We start from the raw sequence: 15,923 nt of genomic DNA, 5'->3' as shown, positions 1-15,923 counted from the left end.
CCCGCTCGCCACATAAGCTGGTGCCCACATGTATGCACATGTCTATCCCCGACATTCCTCGCTTCAACTCGTCAGTCTTATCCCCTTCGATGTTTCTGTTTAGCGCCCGCGCCCCTATAATGGCTGCCTTTTTCGCCCAATGATTTTGCGGAGCTGGTGATGGCCGAACGTAAGGCGTCCGTCGAGCGCGACACTCTGGAAACCCAGATCAAAGCCTCGATCAACCTGGATGGCACCGGAAAGGCCCGATTTGATATCGGTGTACCTTTTCTTGAGCACATGCTGGACCAGATCGCCCGTCACGGGCTGATCGACCTGGATATCGAAGGCAAGGGCGACCTGCACATCGACGACCACCACATGGTGGAAGACGTGGGCATCACCCTCGGCCAGGCATTTGCCAAGGCCATCGGCGACAAAAAAGGCATCCGTCGCTACGGCCACGCCTATGTCCCGCTGGACGAAGCGCTGTCGCGCGTGGTCATCGACTTCTCCGGCCGCCCAGGCTTGCAGATGCATGTGCCGTACACCCGTGCCAATGTGGGCCGCGGCTTTGACGTCGACCTGTTCCAGGAATTCTTCCAGGGTTTCGTCAACCACGCACTCGTCAGCCTGCACATCGACAACCTGCGCGGTACCAACACCCACCACCAGATCGAAACCGTGTTCAAGGCTTTTGGCCGCGCGCTGCGCATGGCCGTTGAGCTGGACGACCGCATGGCCGGGCAAATGCCCTCGACCAAGGGCGTCCTGTAATGCAGACGGTCGCGGTTATCGATTACGGCATGGGTAACCTGCACTCGGTGGCCAAGGCCCTCGAACACGTAGGGGCCGGCAAGGTGCTGATCACCAGCGATGCCAGCGTGATTCGCGAAGCTGACCGGGTGGTGTTTCCCGGTGTCGGTGCGATTCGCGATTGCATGGCCGAAATCCGCCGCCTGGGCTTTGATAGCCTGGTGCGCGAAGTCAGCCAGGATCGTCCGTTTCTCGGCATCTGCGTTGGCATGCAAGCCTTGCTCGACAGCAGTGAAGAGAACGACGGCGTCGACTGCATCGGTCTGTTCCCGGGCCAGGTGAAGTTCTTCGGCAAGGACCTGCATGAAGACGGCGAACACCTGAAAGTCCCGCACATGGGCTGGAACGAAGTCCGCCAGACCGTGGATCACCCGCTGTGGCACGAAGTGCCGGACATGGCGCGCTTCTACTTCGTGCACAGCTACTACATCGCTGCCGGTAAGCCGGGCCAGGTGGTGGGTAGCGGGCACTACGGCGTCGACTTCGCCGCCGCGCTGGCCGAAGGTTCGCGCTTTGCCGTGCAGTTCCACCCGGAGAAGAGCCATACCCATGGCCTGCAATTGCTGCAGAACTTCGCCGCCTGGGACGGGCGCTGGTAAATGGCCAGGAAGCCGAAGCCGCCGATCTTGAACCTCACGCCCGAGCAGGAGAGTGAGGCCACCCTCAAGATCAAGCGCTTCATGGAGGACCGCTTCGAGCTTAAATTGGGCTCGTTCGAGGTCGCCGAGATTCTTGAGCTGTTCACCACCGAAGTGGCTCCGCACTATTACAACAGGGCGATTTTCGATACGCAGACGCTCCTTAAAGAAAGGTTCGAAAGCATCGAAAGCGACCTGTGGTCGCTTGAGAAACCCTGATTTCCCAAGCATTGCTGAATTTCGAATAAGGTTTGCCAGATGCTGATTATCCCCGCTATCGATCTCAAGGACGGCGCCTGCGTCCGTCTGCGCCAAGGCCGCATGGAAGACTCCACCGTGTTCTCCGATGACCCGGTGAGCATGGCTGCCAAATGGGTAGAAGGGGGCTGCCGTCGTCTGCATCTGGTGGACTTGAACGGCGCCTTCGAAGGTCAGCCGGTCAATGGCGAAGTGGTCACGGCCATCGCCAAGCGCTACCCGAGCCTGCCGATCCAGATCGGCGGCGGTATCCGCTCCCTGGAAACCATCGAGCACTACGTCAAGGCCGGCGTGAGCTACGTGATCATCGGCACCAAGGCCGTGAAAGACCCGGCATTCGTCGCCGAAGCTTGCCGCGCGTTCCCTGGCAAAGTGATCGTGGGCCTGGACGCCAAGGATGGCTTCGTCGCCACCGACGGCTGGGCTGAGATCAGCACCGTGCAGGTCATCGACCTGGCCAAGCAGTTCGAAGCTGACGGCGTTTCTGCCATCGTTTATACCGACATCGCCAAAGACGGCATGATGCAGGGCTGCAACGTGCCGTTTACCGCCGCGCTGGCTGCTGCGACCAAGATCCCGGTGATCGCTTCCGGTGGTATCCACAACCTGGGCGACATCAAGTCGCTGCTGGACGCCAAGGCCCCAGGCATCATCGGTGCCATCACCGGCCGCGCGATCTACGAAGGGACCCTGGACGTCGCCCAAGCCCAGGCTTACTGCGATGCCTACAACGGCTGAGGACTGACCATGGCGCTGGCCAAACGCATCATCCCTTGCCTGGACGTCGACAACGGTCGCGTGGTCAAGGGCGTCAAGTTCGAGAACATCCGTGACGCCGGCGACCCGGTGGAAATCGCCCGTCGCTACGATGAGCAAGGTGCCGACGAGATTACCTTTCTCGACATCACCGCCAGCGTCGACGGCCGTGACACCACGCTGCATACCGTCGAGCGCATGGCCAGCCAGGTGTTCATCCCGCTGACCGTGGGCGGTGGCGTGCGTACCGTGCAAGACATCCGCAACCTGCTCAATGCCGGCGCGGACAAGGTCTCGATCAATACCGCCGCCGTGTTCAACCCGGAGTTCGTCGGCGAAGCCGCGCAACACTTCGGTTCGCAATGCATCGTGGTTGCCATCGACGCCAAGAAAGTCTCTGGCCCGGGCGAAACCCCGCGTTGGGAGATCTTCACCCACGGCGGGCGCAAGCCGACCGGCCTGGATGCGGTGGAGTGGGCGATGAAGATGGAAGGCCTGGGCGCGGGTGAAATCCTGCTGACCAGCATGGACCAGGACGGCATGAAAAACGGCTTCGACTTGGGCGTAACCCGCGCTATCAGCGACGCCTTGGGCATCCCAGTGATCGCCTCCGGTGGCGTCGGCAACCTGCAGCATTTGGCCGATGGCGTGATCGAAGGCCACGCCAGTGCGGTGCTGGCGGCGAGTATTTTCCACTTTGGCGAATACACCGTTCCCGAGGCAAAAGCCTACATGGCCGCGCGCGGTATCGTCGTTCGCTGAATGCTGCTGGACACCATGGCAAGTGCGCGGCACTCTTTGCGCTTGCCATGGATTCCGGTCGCCCTTCATGTTCAGACATCTTCTGCTTGCCCTCGCCAGTACGTCCATCCTTTTGGCGGGCCCAGCCCACGCCGAGGAGCTGTCTGACACTTCCCTGGTGTTGCTGACGGAAAACTTCCCGCCGTACAACATGGCGAAAAACGGCAAGAACTTCGCCAAGGAAGACAACATCGAAGGCATCGCCGTGGACATCGTGCGCGAAACCTTCAAGCGCGCCGGCATTTCCTACAACCTCACCCTGCGATTTCCTTGGGAGCGCATCTACAAGCTCGCCCTGGAAAAACCGGGTTATGGCGTGTTCGTGATGGCCCGCCTACCGGACCGCGAAGCCTTGTTCAAATGGGTCGGCCCCATCGGCCCGGACGATTGGGTGCTGCTGGCCAAGGCTGACAGCAAGATCCAGCTCGACGACCTCGAACAGGCGCGCCGCTACAAGATCGGCGCCTACAAAGGCGATGCTATTGCCGAGACCCTTGAAAAACAGGGTCTCAAGCCAATGATGGTTCTGCGCGATCAAGACAACGCGCAAAAACTGCTGGATGGCCAAATCGACCTGTGGGCTACCGGAGATCCCGCGGGCCGCTACCTGGCGCGCCAGGTGGGCGTGACCGGGCTCAAGACCGTGCTGCGCTTCAACAGTGCCGAGCTGTACCTGGCACTGAACAAGAACGTGTCGGATGAACTGGTGGCCAAGCTACAGGCGGCCCTGGATCAGTTACGGGACGAGGGTGTTGTCGCTGACATCATGGGTCGCTACCTCTAAGGTGGTTTCAGCGGCAGGTGGCAAGGCCTCGGGTTCCACAGTCTGGGCGGGCACCTGTTCGGCAGGCTCGTGAAAGTGCAGCTTCACCTCGCTGAAGTAGCCCAGCTCGGGGCCTGACTGGCTACCGTCCTTTCGTAGCAACGTGTAGTTGCTCTTGGTGATGTAGGCGTCGACATATTGGTTGGCGGGCACATAGACGATGACCTCTACGATCGTCATATTTCCCCAGCCGTGAGTCGATGAACCGTGGGTGAACTCGCTGTCGAGCCTGGCAGAGAAATTGAGTGCCGATGCTGGGGTATTCGCGGCCCATTCACCGGATATCTCGATACCGGTCAGGGTCTTGAGTTGCAATGAATAATTGTAGCTTTCCCCCTTCGGACTCTGCCAATTGACGATTTTGCTGCTGTCTGTTTCGTTGCGCTCGCTGGCGAATAAGGCATGCCGGTCGGTCCTCTCCAGCCGGTAGATCGGGGAGCTTTGCAGTTGCTCCACGGGGCTCAGTACAGCGTCCTTTACCGTAAACCATGGCAGTTCATAAGCGCTGGGTGCACTCTCCGGCCCTGGACGCCAGTGTGCCGGTTCCGGCGGTAAGGCGGGATAATGCAGTGTCAGCGCAATACGTAGGGCGTAAGCCGTTGGTTGTAAGCGCGGTTTTGTATAGGAACCTGCCCCGGCAAAGGTGCCGGGGGCAAGCACCGCCTCTCCGGGAGAGGCCAGCGGGGGAGCAACCGTCCAGGCGCTGAAGGATGTGAGAGCGCCACTGCCCTTGTCGTTCCAGATCAAGGCATCAGCCTGGGATTCGACCACGAGATCTGCGCGGATACAGCGCAGGGTGCTGCGCGGCGGCTTGTCATTGCCAACACCGCACACCAGCCCCATCGCCACATACCCATTGGGTGCAATCGGCCGCCAGACCGAGCAGGCAGTCGTTACCCTTGGCCCCGAATGCTTCCAGACCAACTCGAAATCATCGGGCATGCGCAGTGCCGTGCCGTTGTCCTTGTCCACTTCGCTGACTACCGCGACGATTTTGTGCTGGTTGATATTTTGGTAGTCACCCACCGCCACGTCGCCCAGGGAATAAAACGGGGTCAGGTGGTCGGCGCTCGTGCTCGGTCGCCAAAAGGTCACGGCCTGCTTGGCGCGAGTGCCTTTGTCATTCCAAAGTTGGGTGAATTCCGTGGTGAAGCTGATCAGCAGGTCTTTGTACTTAAGCGGTTCCATAGGTTTTCCCGATGCCAAAAGTGCACTGTCGTGACGTGGCGTTCTTGCCACATGTACGCGCACTATTCGGGAACATGGAACTGCGTGAGTGGTAACTATCTAGCGATAGATGCCATCTTTGCCGTGACCGGCCATGGCGCGATTGCTGCGCACGCTGATCATCAACTTGATATCAATCCAGTCGACGCCCTGGGCCTTGAGCTTGGGCAGCTCGCGCTCCAGCACCGCCAGGGTTTGTGGATAAGGGTGGCCGATCATCACCGCTGAACCCTGCTTGTGCGCCAGTTTGATTGCGGTCTGCAATTGCGTAGTGATCGCTGCTTCGGTGCGCTCGTCATCCAGGAACACATCTCGCGAGACGTGGGCCAGGCCGATCTTCTGCGCTTCGGCCGCCGCGACGGTCTGTGCGCTGGTGCGGCTGTCGACAAAGAACTTGTTGCGCCGTTGCAGCTCGGCCATCAGCCAGGCCATGGCAGCCGGTTGTGCGGTCATGCGGCTGCCCATGTGGTTGTTGATGCCGGCGGTGTAGGGCACTGCCTTGAAAGCGGCGTCCAGGCGCTTGCCCAGTTCTTCGATGGTCAACTCGGGGTGCCATGCGAACGGACCGGTGGCTGGGTCCATGGGCATGTGCAGGATCACGATCTTGCCGGCCTTATGAGCTTCGCGGGCAAATTCGGCGGCGTGGGGCGTGTCGGGCATGATCGCCGTCGTGACAGGCCCAGGCAGGGCCAGCACGCGACGGTCCCGGGGCAGGTTTTGCCCGAGGTCGTCGATGATGAGCGTCAGGTAGGCTTTGTGAGGCTCGCCGGCTGAGGTCGCTTGGGCGACCCCGGCCAGGCTGCACAGCACAGCGATGATCAGGGCAAAACGCATATCAACGGCTGCGTGTGATGCTCAGGCCTTTGAGCAGGCTCAACGCCTGGGCCAACTGGTAATCGTCATCCTGCGGCATCGGCTTGGCTTTCTTGCTGCTACCGGTTGGCTGGTCGGCGCCACCGTTGCCATTGCCCAAGTGACCTTGCAGGTCTGCCTCTTTGTAGTACTCGCTGTCGATCTCGTTGGTGATCTTGGCCTTGCGCACCTCGATGTCCGGCACGATGCCCTGGGCCTGGATCGAGCGACCGTTCGGCGTGTAGTACAGCGCGGTGGTGATTTTCAGCGCGCGCTCGTTGTTCAGCGGCAGCACGGTTTGTACCGAGCCCTTGCCGAAGCTGGTGGTGCCCATCAATACACCGCGTTTCTGGTCTTGCAGGGCGCCGGCGACGATCTCCGAGGCCGAGGCGCTGCCGCCGTTGATCAGCACGGCCAATGGCACGTTTTCGCTGAGGTCGTTGCCGGTAGCCGAGAAGCGTAGTTCGGAGTTGGCGATACGGCCCTTGGTGTAGACGATCAGGCCCTTGGTGATGAAATGGTCGACCACTTCCACCGCCGACTGCAGCACGCCGCCTGGGTTGTTACGCAGGTCGAGCACGATGCCGTTGAGCTTCTTGCCGTTGTCCTTGCGCAGCTTGGCCAGGGCCTTGGCCACTTCGTCGCCGGTCTTGACCTGGAACTGGGTGATGCGGATGTAACCGTAGCCCGACTCCAGCAGCTGGCTCTTCACGCTTTTGACTACAATGGTCGCGCGGGTCAGCGTCACGTCGAACGGGTTGCCGCCGTCGCGTACCAGGGTCAGGGTGATTTTCTGGCCGATCTTCCCGCGCATCTTGTCGACGGCTTCGGTCATGGTCTGGCCACGGGTCGGCTGGCCGTTGATCTTCACGATGAAGTCGCCGGCCTGGATACCGGCCTTGGACGCCGGAGTGTCATCAATCGGCGAGACCACCTTGACGTTGCCGTCTTCGGAACCGACTTCAATACCCAGCCCGCCGAACTCACCGCTGGTGCTTTCCTGCAGCTCGGCGAAATCTTCCGGGCCCAAGTAGGCGGAGTGCGGGTCGAGGTTGCTGAGCATGCCCTTGATGGCATTTTCCAGCAGGGTCTTGTCATCTACGGGTTCGACATAGGCGGCTTTGATCCGGTCCATGACCTCGGCAAAGGTGCGCAGCTCGTCCAGCGGCAACGGCGCCTTAGTGGTTGCGGCAGAGGTCGCGGCTGTGGCGGGTGCAGCCTGGTCGGCAAATGCCAGAGGCGCGCCGATCACCAGGGCGATCGTCAGGGCCAGCGAAGTGAGGCGGGACAAATGCAGCATGTCGAACGAACTCCTAATGTAGATGCAGCCCTATCCTTGGGAACGGCACCATTGTGCAGGATCGCTCGGGCGACCCTGCTGACGAATAGCGAAGTACAGCGCCGGCGTGTCCTGGCCACCACTGTTACCGACAGTGGAGATGGATTCACCGGCTTTTACAACGTCACCTGCCGACTTGAGTAAAGTCTGATTGTGGCCGTAAAGGCTCAAATAGCCATTACCGTGGTCAAGAATCACCAACAATCCGGCGCCGCGCAGCCAATCGGCAAACACCACGCGCCCACCGTGGACGGCGTGCACCTGGCTGCCGGCGGAGGCGCTGATCATCACGCCATCCCACTTCGCGCGGGTGTCGTCGCCGCGGGTTTCCCCAAAGCGTGCCAGTAATCGACCATCAACGGGCCATGGAAGTTTGCCGCGAGCTGAAGCAAAAGGGCCGCCGAAGTTCTCACCGGCGCTGGAAACCAGCGGGCCAGGGGCTGCATGTGCCGGTTTACGCGGGGCCGGAGCGTCCGAGCTGGCAGCCAGCTCAGCTTCACGCTGACGCTTTTTTTCGGCTTCCTGCTGGGCGATCAGCGCTTTCTGCCGCGCTTCTTCGGCCTCGCGTGCCTGGCGGGCCAGGGTTTCTTCGATGGTCTTGAGCACTTTGGCCAGGTCGGCCTGGTCCTGCTCGCGGGCCTGCAGCTTGGCGTCACGGGCCTTTACGTCGTCATTGAGTTTGGCCAAGGCCAGTTGGCGTTCCTTGCGGACCTTGTCCAATTCGTTGCGCTGGGTGTCGAGGGCGACTTTCTGGTCTTGCAGCTGGGATTGCTGGTTGCCGATTTCCTGTTCGACGTTGACCAACTGGCGCAGGGTCTCATTGAAGCTTTTCAGTTGCTCCAGGCGGGCCTTGCTCAGGTAGTCGTAGTAGGTCAGGGTGCGCGCGAATTTCTCAGGATTCTGCTGGTTGAGCAGCAGCTTGAGGTATTCCTGGCGGCCGTTCTGGTAGGCGGCACGGGCCTGGATCGCGATCAGGCGTTGCTGTTCAACGCGTGCGCTCTGGAGTTTTTTTTTCTCAGCGTCGAGTCGCTCCAGTTCCGACTCGCTCTTCTTTAATTCTTTTTGCAGCTCCTGGACCTGCTTTTCCAGCTTGCCCATCTCGGTTTCCGTGCCGCGCAGATCTTTCTGCACCCCGGATTTTTCTTCCTGGAGCTTGCCGAGCAGTTTTTTCAGCTCGGTAATGTCCTGACGCGTAGCGTCCAACTGTTGTTGGGTTTGTGCGCGCTCATCGGCAAACGCCGGTTGGAGCAGGCAGACAAGAGCAAGGGTAATCAAGGCGCGAAGCATAGAGGCGGGCGACACCAGGGAAATGGACGGCCTAGTATGCCCGCCAAGCGCAGCAAAAAAAACGCCTCAAAGCCAACTGCTTTGAGGCGTTCGTCATAAAAAGCCGTTTAGGGCGATTTAATCGGTTGGTTTAGAGGTTTAAACCAATATCGAAGTCCCCGTCATCTCCACCGGTTTCTCCAGCCCCATCAGTTTCAGCATGGTCGGCGCCACATCCGCCAGCACGCCGCCATCACGCACCTTGAAGTCACGCTTGCCGACATAGATGAACGGTACCGGTTCGGTGGTGTGAGCGGTGTGAGCCTGGCCGGTGGATTCGTCGGACATCTGCTCGCAGTTGCCGTGGTCTGCAGTGATCAGTGCTTCGCCGCCGACCTTTTCCAGGGCATCGACGATGCGGCCGACGCACAGGTCCAGGCATTCCACGGCCTTGGTTGCGGCTTCCAGGTTGCCGCTGTGGCCGACCATGTCGCCGTTGGCGTAGTTGACCACGATCACGTCGTAACGCTGGTGTTCGATGGCGTCGACGATCTTGTCGGTGACTTCCGGCGCGCTCATTTCCGGCTGCAGGTCGTAGGTGGCGACCTTTGGCGATGGGATCAGGATGCGTTCTTCGCCCGGGAACGGCTCTTCGCGGCCGCCGGAGAAGAAGAAGGTCACGTGGGCATATTTTTCGGTTTCGGCAATGCGCAGCTGGGTCTTGCCGTTTTTTGCCAGGTAGTCGCCCAGCACGTTATCCAAGGTGCCTGCTGCAAAGGCGGCGGGGGCCGGGATGCTGGCGGCGTACTGGGTGAGACCCACGTACTGCACTTTCGGCTGGCGGGCGCGTTCGAACTCCTTGAAACCGTCTTCGACAAACACGCGGCTCAGCTCGCGGGCGCGGTCGGCGCGGAAGTTCATGAACACTACGGCGTCGCCGTCTTCTACCTTCACGGGCTCACCAATGGCGGTGGCTTTGACGAATTCATCGCTTTCGCCACGGGCGTAGGCGGCTTCCAGGCCTTCCTGGGCGGTGGCGGCGTGGAATTCGGCCTGGCCGTCGACGATCAGGTTGTAGGCCTGGGCGACGCGGTCCCAGCGGTTGTCGCGGTCCATGGCGAAGTAACGACCCACCAGGCTGGCGATGCGGCCTTTGCCGAGGGCCGCGAAAGTGGCGTCGAGCAGTTCGATGGACGACTGCGCGCTTTTTGGCGGGGTGTCACGGCCGTCGAGGAAGGCGTGCAGGTAGATTTTGTCGGCGCCGCGCTTGAAGGCCAGTTCGGCCATGGCGACCAAGTGATCCTGGTGGCTATGGACGCCGCCATCGGACAGCAAGCCCATGAAGTGCACGGCCTTGCCAGCGGCTACTGCTTTGTCTACCGCGGCGCAGATGGTCGGGTTCTCGAAGAACTCGCCATCGCGGATCGCTTTGGTCACACGGGTGAAGTCTTGATATACCACTCGTCCGGCGCCGAGGTTCATGTGGCCGACTTCCGAGTTGCCCATCTGGCCGTCCGGCAGGCCTACGTCCATGCCCGAGCCGGAGATCAGGCCGTTGGGTACGGTGGCGGTCAGGCGGTCGAGTACCGGCTTCTTGGCCGCGTATACCGCGTTGTCGTGGTGGCTTTCACTGTGTCCGAAGCCATCGAGAATTATCAGGACCAAAGGTTTAGGCGTAGTAGTCATAGATCCTCTCGCGGCGGTAATAAAGGAAGACAATTGAAAAGGGAGTGGCAGTTTAAAGCGAAGTTCCGACCACGTCACCGCTTTACGGGGGTTGGCCCCCCCTGACGGCTGTGTATACTTACCGCCATTTTAACGCCCTGGAACCTCCTTGATGGTTGATCACCTGATTGCATTTGCCACTGCCCACTATCTGCTTGTGGGTGCCTTCGTCATCCTGCTGGCGCTGCTGATCGCTCACGAATTGAGCCGCGGTGGCCGCAGCCTGAGCACGGCGGAGCTGACCGCGCTGGTCAACAAGGACGAGGCCGTTGTCGTGGACATCCGCCCAGCCAAGGATTTCGCCACCGGCCACATCGTCGGTGCCCTGAACATTCCGCAGGACAAGCTGATCGCGCGCCTGGCCGAGCTGGAAAAGCACAAGGCCAAGACCATCATCCTGGTCGATGCCCAAGGCCAGCACGCCGGCACCCACGCCCGCGAAATGCTCAAGACCGGTTTCACCGCTGCCAAGCTGTCCGGTGGCATCAGCAGCTGGCGCGCCGATAACCTGCCGCTGGTGAAGTGATATGACTCAGGTTGTCGTGTATTCCAGCGATTGGTGCCCTTACTGCATGCGGGCCAAGGCCCTGCTGGAGAAAAAGGGCGTTGCCTTCGAAGAAATCAAGGTCGACGGCAAACCCCAGGTGCGCGCCGAAATGGCCCAGAAGGCGGGGCGTACGTCCGTGCCGCAGATCTGGATCGGCGCCAAGCACATCGGTGGTTGCGACGACCTGTTCGCCCTTGAGCGCGCCGGTAAACTCGATGCGCTGCTGCTCGTCTGACTCCTAAACCCTAAAAGACCCCAAGATCACAAGGATCTGCGATGACTGACCAACAGAACACCGAAGCTGCAGAAGCCCAAGCGCCACAGTTCTCGCTGCAGCGCATCTACGTGCGTGACCTGTCGTTCGAAGCGCCGAAAAGCCCGGCCATCTTCCGCCAGGAATGGACCCCAAGCGTTGCGTTGGACCTGAACACCCGCCAAAAAGCCCTGGAAGGCGACTTCCACGAAGTGGTGCTGACCCTGTCTGTGACGGTCAAGAACGGCGAAGAAGTGGCCTTCATCGCTGAAGTGCAACAGGCCGGTATCTTCCTGATCCAGGGCCTGGACGAAGCGTCCATGAGCCACACCCTGGGCGCGTTCTGCCCGAACATCCTGTTCCCCTATGCCCGTGAGACCCTGGACAGCCTGGTCACCCGTGGCTCGTTCCCTGCGCTGATGCTGGCTCCGGTGAACTTCGATGCCCTGTACGCTCAAGAGCTGCAGCGCATGCAAAGTGAAGGTTCGTCGGCCGTTCAATAAGTCGACGCGGTAAAAAATGTGGGAGCGGGCTTGCTCGCGAATGCGGTACTTCAGTCGATATCTTCAGTGACTGACACACTGCTTTCGCGAGCAAGCCCGCTCCCACATTTGTTTTGCGGTGTTATTTGAAGCCGAGTTGGCGCCAGCCTTCGTAAACGGCGACGGCAACGGTGTTCGACAGGTTCAAGCTGCGGCAGCCCTCGCGCATCGGCAAACGCAGACGATGGCCGTCCGGCAGTGCGTCAAGCACCTCGGCCGGCAGGCCCCGGCTTTCCGGGCCGAACAGGAAGGCGTCGCCTTCGGCAAAGCTGACATCATGGAACGGCTGCGAGCCCTTGGTGGTGAACGCGAACAGCCGCGGGTGCCCCAGGCTTTCCAGGCAGCTGGCCAGGTCGGCGTGGCGCTTGAGCGTGGCGTACTCGTGGTAGTCCAAACCGGCACGGCGCAGGCGCTTGTCGTCCATGTCGAAGCCCAAAGGCTCGATCAAATGCAGGTGGCAGCCACTGTTGGCGCACAGCCTGATAACGTTGCCGGTATTCGGCGGAATTTCTGGTTGAAAAAGGATGACGTGAAACATGCACGGCTCCGAAGGCAAAGATGCGCTGCATTCTACCCCCGAAGAGGACCCAAGGCCGAAGCTTATGCCGCGGGTCATGGGCTCTTTGGCAATTGTTGGCTTGATGGTGGGCCTGATGATCGGCCGACTGACCACCCCGGACCCGGTCGAATTGCAACAGGTCGAGACTGCGGCGGACGGCGTGGTGGTGTGGTTCAACAGCGAGCCCAAGCTGCACGGCGAGCATATCGACGGCACCGTGGCGCTGCTGTTCGACGCGCAAGGCAAGGCAGCCAGTGGGCAACTCAAGGTCAATGAAAAGGATGTGAACTGGCGCGTGCGCAAGACCGACGGCGGCCTGTTGTTAAAACTGGTGGCGGCTCGGCCGTTGCGCGGGGAATGGAAAGGAGAGGAGGCTGACGGCCGCTGGCGGCTGGAGATCCATCTCCAAGAGCAATAAAAGAGGGAATCCCCGGCCTGCCTGTACCAAGGTCCCCAAAACGGGTTGGAGCTATGGGCGCTGTGCCACATAAGCCCCGGGTGTAAAGAAGGGAGTTCCCGGCCTGCCTGTACCAGGGCTCCCAAAACGGGGTGAAGCCTTAAGGGCTTCGGTGTTAAAGAGGGGATTCTCGGCCTGCCTGTACCAAGGTCCCCGAAACTGGGTTGTACAAGGGTTATTGCAGGGCGCGTGCCAGACTCGTCGAGTTGTGCCAAAAAAATTCTTCAAATAGCGCAAAGCCCCGGATTACGGGGCTTTGGTGTTTTTGGCTTTTAGGTTCTTTTCAACGAGGCTGTAGTTTCGGGCTTTGGATTCGTGCCCGATGCCGGTTCATGGTGCATTGAAGCGGTGCACAGTCTTGGGTCCAACACAAAACAACTGTGGGAGCTGGCTTGCCTGCGATGGCGGTGTGTCAGCCATACATCGGGTGACTGACACGGTGCTATCGCGAGCAAGCCCGCTCCCACAGGGGATGTTCAGTGGATCAAGGATGGGTGATCAACCCTCATCACCCTCATCATCATCCCCACCGTCCACCTTCATCCCCAGCTCCTTGATCTTGCGCGTCAAGGTATTACGGCCCCACCCCAGCAACACTGCAGCATCACGCCGGCGGCCGGCAGTGTGCTTGAGTGCCGTCTCGATCATGATCCGCTCGAACGCCGGCACGGCGCTGTCCAGCAGGTTCGACTGACCGCGTGCCAGTGCCTGGTCGGCCCATTGGCGCAAAGCCTGCTCCCAGTTGGTCACAGGGGCGGAGTCCTGCGGCAGGCTCAACAGCTCCGGCGGCAGGTCGCTGATGTGCACTTCGCGCCCGGACGCCATCACCGTGATCCAGCGGCAGGTGTTCTCCAGTTGGCGCACGTTGCCAGGCCACGGCAGGTTCTTCAGGTATTCCTCGGTCTCGCTTTTCAGCAGTTTCGGCTCGACCGCCAGCTCCTGGGCAGCGCGGCTGAGGAAATGGCGGGCCAGGGTCGGAATGTCTTCGCGACGGTCTGACATCCGTGGAATGTGAATGCGGATTACGTTGAGGCGATGGAACAAGTCCTCACGGAATTTACCCGCGTGGACCAAGGTTTCCAGATTCTGGTGGGTCGCCGCGATGATGCGCACATCCACCTTGACCGGCGTGTGCCCGCCCACGCGATAGAACTCACCGTCCGCCAGCACCCGCAGCAAGCGGGTTTGGGTGTCGGCCGGCATGTCGCCGATTTCATCGAGGAACAGCGTGCCGCCGTCCGCCTGTTCAAAGCGGCCGCGGCGCAGGTTGGCTGCGCCAGTGAACGCGCCTTTTTCATGGCCAAACAGCTCGGACTCCATCAGGTCCTTGGGAATCGCCGCCATGTTCAACGCAATGAACGGCGAGGCCGCCCGTGGGCTGTGGCGGTGCAGTGCATGGGCGACCAGTTCTTTACCGGTGCCCGATTCGCCGTTGATCAGCACGGTGATGTTGGAATGGCTCAAGCGCCCGATGGCGCGAAACACTTCCTGCATCGCCGGCGCTTCGCCGATGATTTCCGGGGTACGGGTCAGGGCCGGCGGGGCTTCCTGGTTCTGCTGTTCCTGGGCGTGCTGGTTGGCGCGCTTGACCAGCGCCACCGCCTCGTCCACGTCGAACGGCTTGGGCAGGTATTCAAAGGCACCGCCCTGATAGGACGCGACAGCGCTGTCCAGGTCCGAGTGCGCGGTCATGATGATCACCGGCAGGCGCGGGTGCTGTTCGCGGATGCGCGCCAGCAGGTCCAGGCCACTGGCGCCGGGCATGCGGATGTCGGAGATGATCACGTCGGGCTGCTGGCGCGCCAGGCGGCTCATCACGCCGTCGGCGCTGTCGAAACTCTGGGTGGTCATGCCTTCCTGTTGCAAGGCTTTCTCGAGGACCCAGCGGATAGAACGGTCGTCATCGACGATCCAGACAGTTTCACTACGGCTCATGTCGATGGGGCTCCTTGTTCCAGTGGCAGAAAGATCGAGAAGGTGGTGTGGCCAGGATGGCTCTCACATTCGATCAGGCCCTGATGCTGGCTGATGATGTTCTGGGTAATGGCCAGGCCCAGCCCGGTACCGTCCGGGCGGCCACTGACCATGGGAAAGAAAATGGTTTCCTGGAGTTCCGCAGGAATGCCCGGACCGTTGTCGATGATCTCGACCTTGGTCACCAGGCGATGGCGCACGTGGCCGATGGTGAACTGGCGCAGGGCGCGGGTGCGCAGGCTGATGCGGCCCAGGCGCAGCTCGTTCTGGCTACTGATGGCCTGCATGGCGTTGCGCACGATATTGAGTACCGCCTGGATCATCTGTTCGCGGTCGATCAATACGTCGGGAATGCTTGGGTCGTAGTCGCGCACCAAGGTGATGCAGCCTTGGCTTTCCGCCTCGACCAGTTGGCAGACGCGCTCCAGCACTTCGTGCACGTTGGTCATCGCCAGCGACGGCAGCTTGTTGGAGCCAAGCATGCGGTCCACCAGGTTACGCAGGCGGTCGGCCTCTTCGATGATGACGTTGGTGTAGTCCTTGAGATTCTCGTCCGGCAGCTCGCGGGCCAGCAATTGGGCCGCGCCACGGATGCCGCCGAGTGGGTTCTTGATCTCATGGGCCAGCCCGCGCACCAGCATCTTGCTGGTCTCCTGCTTGGATAGCTGCGCTTCCTCCTTGGTGATGCGCAGCAGGCGGTCGCGGGGGTGCACTTCCAGCAACAGCAGGGTGGCGCCGTTGCTCAGGATCGGGGTCACGGCGTAATCGACGGTCAGCGTCTGGCCTGTAAGCGCCGTGAGCATCGCTTCGCGCTTGGTGAACGGGTGCGCCTGCTCCACCGCCTGGCGCAACGAACTCAAGGCTTCGGCCGACTCGGTGAACAATTCGCTGATGAACTGCCCATGGCTGCGCTGGCCGCTGATGGCCAGGAGCATCTCCGCCGCCGGGTTCATGTACTCAAGACGCAGGTCGTCATTGAGCAGGATGGTCGCGGTGGTCAGGTTGTCGAGTAGCAATCGGTGCAGTGCATCGCTGATGGTCATCAGGACCTCTTTTGGAGCAAGGCGCGGGCTTGAGGCACACGCTGATACAAGGAAAATGCAAAAACCAA

General features: G+C 60.9%; 18 protein-coding genes. 10 read left to right on the top strand and 8 right to left on the bottom strand.

The window, feature by feature from the left end; genetic code table 11:
* Nucleotides 1–159: 159 nt before the first annotated feature.
* The 6 genes from hisB to ACP7C6_RS21005 all read left to right on the top strand — a co-directional run bounded on the left by hisB (nucleotide 160) and on the right by ACP7C6_RS21005 (nucleotide 4,032).
* Nucleotides 160–756 (top strand): imidazoleglycerol-phosphate dehydratase HisB, encoded by a 597-nt coding sequence (gene hisB / locus ACP7C6_RS21030; RefSeq protein WP_028615365.1) that lies wholly within the window; start codon nucleotides 160–162, stop codon nucleotides 754–756.
* Nucleotides 756–1,394, top strand: coding sequence for an imidazole glycerol phosphate synthase subunit HisH (gene hisH, locus ACP7C6_RS21025; protein ID WP_426109189.1), 639 nt, complete (start codon nucleotides 756–758; stop codon nucleotides 1,392–1,394). Before hisB ends, hisH begins: the two co-directional genes overlap by 1 nt.
* Complete coding sequence (locus ACP7C6_RS21020; protein ID WP_028615366.1) at nucleotides 1,395–1,652, top strand: DUF2164 domain-containing protein; 258 nt, start codon at nucleotides 1,395–1,397, stop codon at nucleotides 1,650–1,652.
* A 39-nt stretch (nucleotides 1,653–1,691) separates the two neighbouring features.
* Entirely contained in the window at nucleotides 1,692–2,429 is a 738-nt protein-coding gene (hisA, locus tag ACP7C6_RS21015; protein ID WP_426109188.1) for a 1-(5-phosphoribosyl)-5-[(5-phosphoribosylamino)methylideneamino]imidazole-4-carboxamide isomerase, read from the top strand.
* Nucleotides 2,430–2,438: 9 nt separating this feature from the next.
* On the top strand, nucleotides 2,439–3,209 hold the full coding sequence (hisF, locus tag ACP7C6_RS21010; RefSeq protein ID WP_003171107.1) for an imidazole glycerol phosphate synthase subunit HisF: 771 nt from the start codon (nucleotides 2,439–2,441) through the stop codon (nucleotides 3,207–3,209).
* Nucleotides 3,210–3,276: 67 nt separating this feature from the next.
* Entirely contained in the window at nucleotides 3,277–4,032 is a 756-nt protein-coding gene (locus ACP7C6_RS21005; protein ID WP_068935628.1) for a substrate-binding periplasmic protein, read from the top strand.
* Here the strand turns inward: ACP7C6_RS21005 and ACP7C6_RS21000 are convergent.
* The 5 genes from ACP7C6_RS21000 to gpmI all read right to left on the bottom strand — a co-directional run bounded on the left by ACP7C6_RS21000 (nucleotide 3,985) and on the right by gpmI (nucleotide 10,441).
* On the bottom strand, nucleotides 3,985–5,259 hold the full coding sequence (locus tag ACP7C6_RS21000) for a Vps62-related protein (protein ID WP_305383410.1): 1,275 nt from the start codon (nucleotides 5,257–5,259) through the stop codon (nucleotides 3,985–3,987). The genes ACP7C6_RS21005 and ACP7C6_RS21000 overlap by 48 nt on opposite strands.
* A gap of 99 nt (nucleotides 5,260–5,358) precedes the next feature.
* Nucleotides 5,359–6,132: a divergent polysaccharide deacetylase family protein gene (locus ACP7C6_RS20995; RefSeq protein ID WP_068935632.1), complete on the bottom strand. Its 774-nt coding sequence runs from the start codon at nucleotides 6,130–6,132 to the stop codon at nucleotides 5,359–5,361.
* A gap of 1 nt (nucleotide 6,133) precedes the next feature.
* A complete protein-coding gene (locus ACP7C6_RS20990; protein WP_028615370.1) occupies nucleotides 6,134–7,450 on the bottom strand; it encodes a S41 family peptidase in 1,317 nt (438 codons plus the stop codon).
* A gap of 30 nt (nucleotides 7,451–7,480) precedes the next feature.
* Entirely contained in the window at nucleotides 7,481–8,776 is a 1,296-nt protein-coding gene (locus ACP7C6_RS20985) for a murein hydrolase activator EnvC family protein (protein ID WP_122554718.1), read from the bottom strand.
* Nucleotides 8,777–8,914: 138 nt separating this feature from the next.
* Complete coding sequence (gpmI, locus tag ACP7C6_RS20980) at nucleotides 8,915–10,441, bottom strand: 2,3-bisphosphoglycerate-independent phosphoglycerate mutase (RefSeq protein ID WP_068936358.1); 1,527 nt, start codon at nucleotides 10,439–10,441, stop codon at nucleotides 8,915–8,917.
* Between the two features lie 151 nt (nucleotides 10,442–10,592).
* Between gpmI and ACP7C6_RS20975 the strand changes: the two genes are divergently transcribed.
* From ACP7C6_RS20975 to secB, 3 genes are read left to right on the top strand one after another with little or no spacing between them, the layout of a single operon-like run.
* A complete protein-coding gene (locus tag ACP7C6_RS20975; RefSeq protein ID WP_010213877.1) occupies nucleotides 10,593–11,006 on the top strand; it encodes a rhodanese-like domain-containing protein in 414 nt (137 codons plus the stop codon).
* 1 nt (nucleotide 11,007) lies between these two features.
* Nucleotides 11,008–11,262 carry a glutaredoxin 3 gene (gene grxC / locus ACP7C6_RS20970; RefSeq protein WP_016979125.1) on the top strand — a complete coding sequence of 85 codons (255 nt, stop codon included), beginning with the start codon at nucleotides 11,008–11,010 and terminating at the stop codon, nucleotides 11,260–11,262.
* A gap of 41 nt (nucleotides 11,263–11,303) precedes the next feature.
* On the top strand, nucleotides 11,304–11,783 hold the full coding sequence (secB, locus tag ACP7C6_RS20965; protein WP_426109187.1) for a protein-export chaperone SecB: 480 nt from the start codon (nucleotides 11,304–11,306) through the stop codon (nucleotides 11,781–11,783).
* A gap of 121 nt (nucleotides 11,784–11,904) precedes the next feature.
* Here secB and ACP7C6_RS20960 read toward each other — a convergent pair whose 3' ends face one another.
* Nucleotides 11,905–12,360: a tRNA (cytidine(34)-2'-O)-methyltransferase gene (locus ACP7C6_RS20960; RefSeq protein ID WP_010213874.1), complete on the bottom strand. Its 456-nt coding sequence runs from the start codon at nucleotides 12,358–12,360 to the stop codon at nucleotides 11,905–11,907.
* On the opposite strand from ACP7C6_RS20960, the gene ACP7C6_RS20955 reads away from it, so the two are divergent.
* Nucleotides 12,359–12,799, top strand: coding sequence for a hypothetical protein (locus ACP7C6_RS20955; protein WP_426109186.1), 441 nt, complete (start codon nucleotides 12,359–12,361; stop codon nucleotides 12,797–12,799). The genes ACP7C6_RS20960 and ACP7C6_RS20955 overlap by 2 nt on opposite strands.
* A 537-nt stretch (nucleotides 12,800–13,336) precedes the next feature.
* On the opposite strand, the gene ntrC is transcribed toward ACP7C6_RS20955, so the two are convergent.
* Nucleotides 13,337–14,773: a nitrogen regulation protein NR(I) gene (gene ntrC, locus ACP7C6_RS20950; RefSeq protein WP_003218003.1), complete on the bottom strand. Its 1,437-nt coding sequence runs from the start codon at nucleotides 14,771–14,773 to the stop codon at nucleotides 13,337–13,339.
* Nucleotides 14,770–15,855: a nitrogen regulation protein NR(II) gene (gene glnL / locus ACP7C6_RS20945; protein WP_016979130.1), complete on the bottom strand. Its 1,086-nt coding sequence runs from the start codon at nucleotides 15,853–15,855 to the stop codon at nucleotides 14,770–14,772. The genes ntrC and glnL overlap by 4 nt, the downstream gene beginning before the upstream one ends.
* Nucleotides 15,856–15,923 lie beyond the last annotated feature (68 nt).

The sequence above is a fragment of the Pseudomonas sp. TWR1-1-4 genome (genome assembly GCF_049897165.1).
Classification (GTDB): domain Bacteria; phylum Pseudomonadota; class Gammaproteobacteria; order Pseudomonadales; family Pseudomonadaceae; genus Aquipseudomonas; species Aquipseudomonas canadensis.
The sequence above is the reverse complement of the archived record's forward strand: the minus strand, read 5'-3'. Positions and strand labels throughout refer to the sequence as shown.

Bases quoted from the DNA above. Each gene is read 5' to 3' on its own strand.
- hisB (WP_028615365.1), top strand. From the start codon at position 160: ATGGCCGAACGTAAGGCGTCCGTCGAGCGCGACACTCTGGAAACCCAG.
- hisH (WP_426109189.1), top strand. From the start codon at position 756: ATGCAGACGGTCGCGGTTATCGATTACGGCATGGGTAACCTGCACTCG.
- ACP7C6_RS21020 (WP_028615366.1), top strand. From the start codon at position 1,395: ATGGCCAGGAAGCCGAAGCCGCCGATCTTGAACCTCACGCCCGAGCAG.
- hisA (WP_426109188.1), top strand. From the start codon at position 1,692: ATGCTGATTATCCCCGCTATCGATCTCAAGGACGGCGCCTGCGTCCGT.
- hisF (WP_003171107.1), top strand. From the start codon at position 2,439: ATGGCGCTGGCCAAACGCATCATCCCTTGCCTGGACGTCGACAACGGT.
- ACP7C6_RS21005 (WP_068935628.1), top strand. From the start codon at position 3,277: ATGTTCAGACATCTTCTGCTTGCCCTCGCCAGTACGTCCATCCTTTTG.
- ACP7C6_RS21000 (WP_305383410.1), bottom strand. From the start codon at position 5,259: ATGGAACCGCTTAAGTACAAAGACCTGCTGATCAGCTTCACCACGGAA.
- ACP7C6_RS20995 (WP_068935632.1), bottom strand. From the start codon at position 6,132: ATGCGTTTTGCCCTGATCATCGCTGTGCTGTGCAGCCTGGCCGGGGTC.
- ACP7C6_RS20990 (WP_028615370.1), bottom strand. From the start codon at position 7,450: ATGCTGCATTTGTCCCGCCTCACTTCGCTGGCCCTGACGATCGCCCTG.
- ACP7C6_RS20985 (WP_122554718.1), bottom strand. From the start codon at position 8,776: ATGCTTCGCGCCTTGATTACCCTTGCTCTTGTCTGCCTGCTCCAACCG.
- gpmI (WP_068936358.1), bottom strand. From the start codon at position 10,441: ATGACTACTACGCCTAAACCTTTGGTCCTGATAATTCTCGATGGCTTC.
- ACP7C6_RS20975 (WP_010213877.1), top strand. From the start codon at position 10,593: ATGGTTGATCACCTGATTGCATTTGCCACTGCCCACTATCTGCTTGTG.
- grxC (WP_016979125.1), top strand. From the start codon at position 11,008: ATGACTCAGGTTGTCGTGTATTCCAGCGATTGGTGCCCTTACTGCATG.
- secB (WP_426109187.1), top strand. From the start codon at position 11,304: ATGACTGACCAACAGAACACCGAAGCTGCAGAAGCCCAAGCGCCACAG.
- ACP7C6_RS20955 (WP_426109186.1), top strand. From the start codon at position 12,359: ATGCACGGCTCCGAAGGCAAAGATGCGCTGCATTCTACCCCCGAAGAG.
- ACP7C6_RS20960 (WP_010213874.1), bottom strand. From the start codon at position 12,360: ATGTTTCACGTCATCCTTTTTCAACCAGAAATTCCGCCGAATACCGGC.
- ntrC (WP_003218003.1), bottom strand. From the start codon at position 14,773: ATGAGCCGTAGTGAAACTGTCTGGATCGTCGATGACGACCGTTCTATC.
- glnL (WP_016979130.1), bottom strand. From the start codon at position 15,855: ATGACCATCAGCGATGCACTGCACCGATTGCTACTCGACAACCTGACC.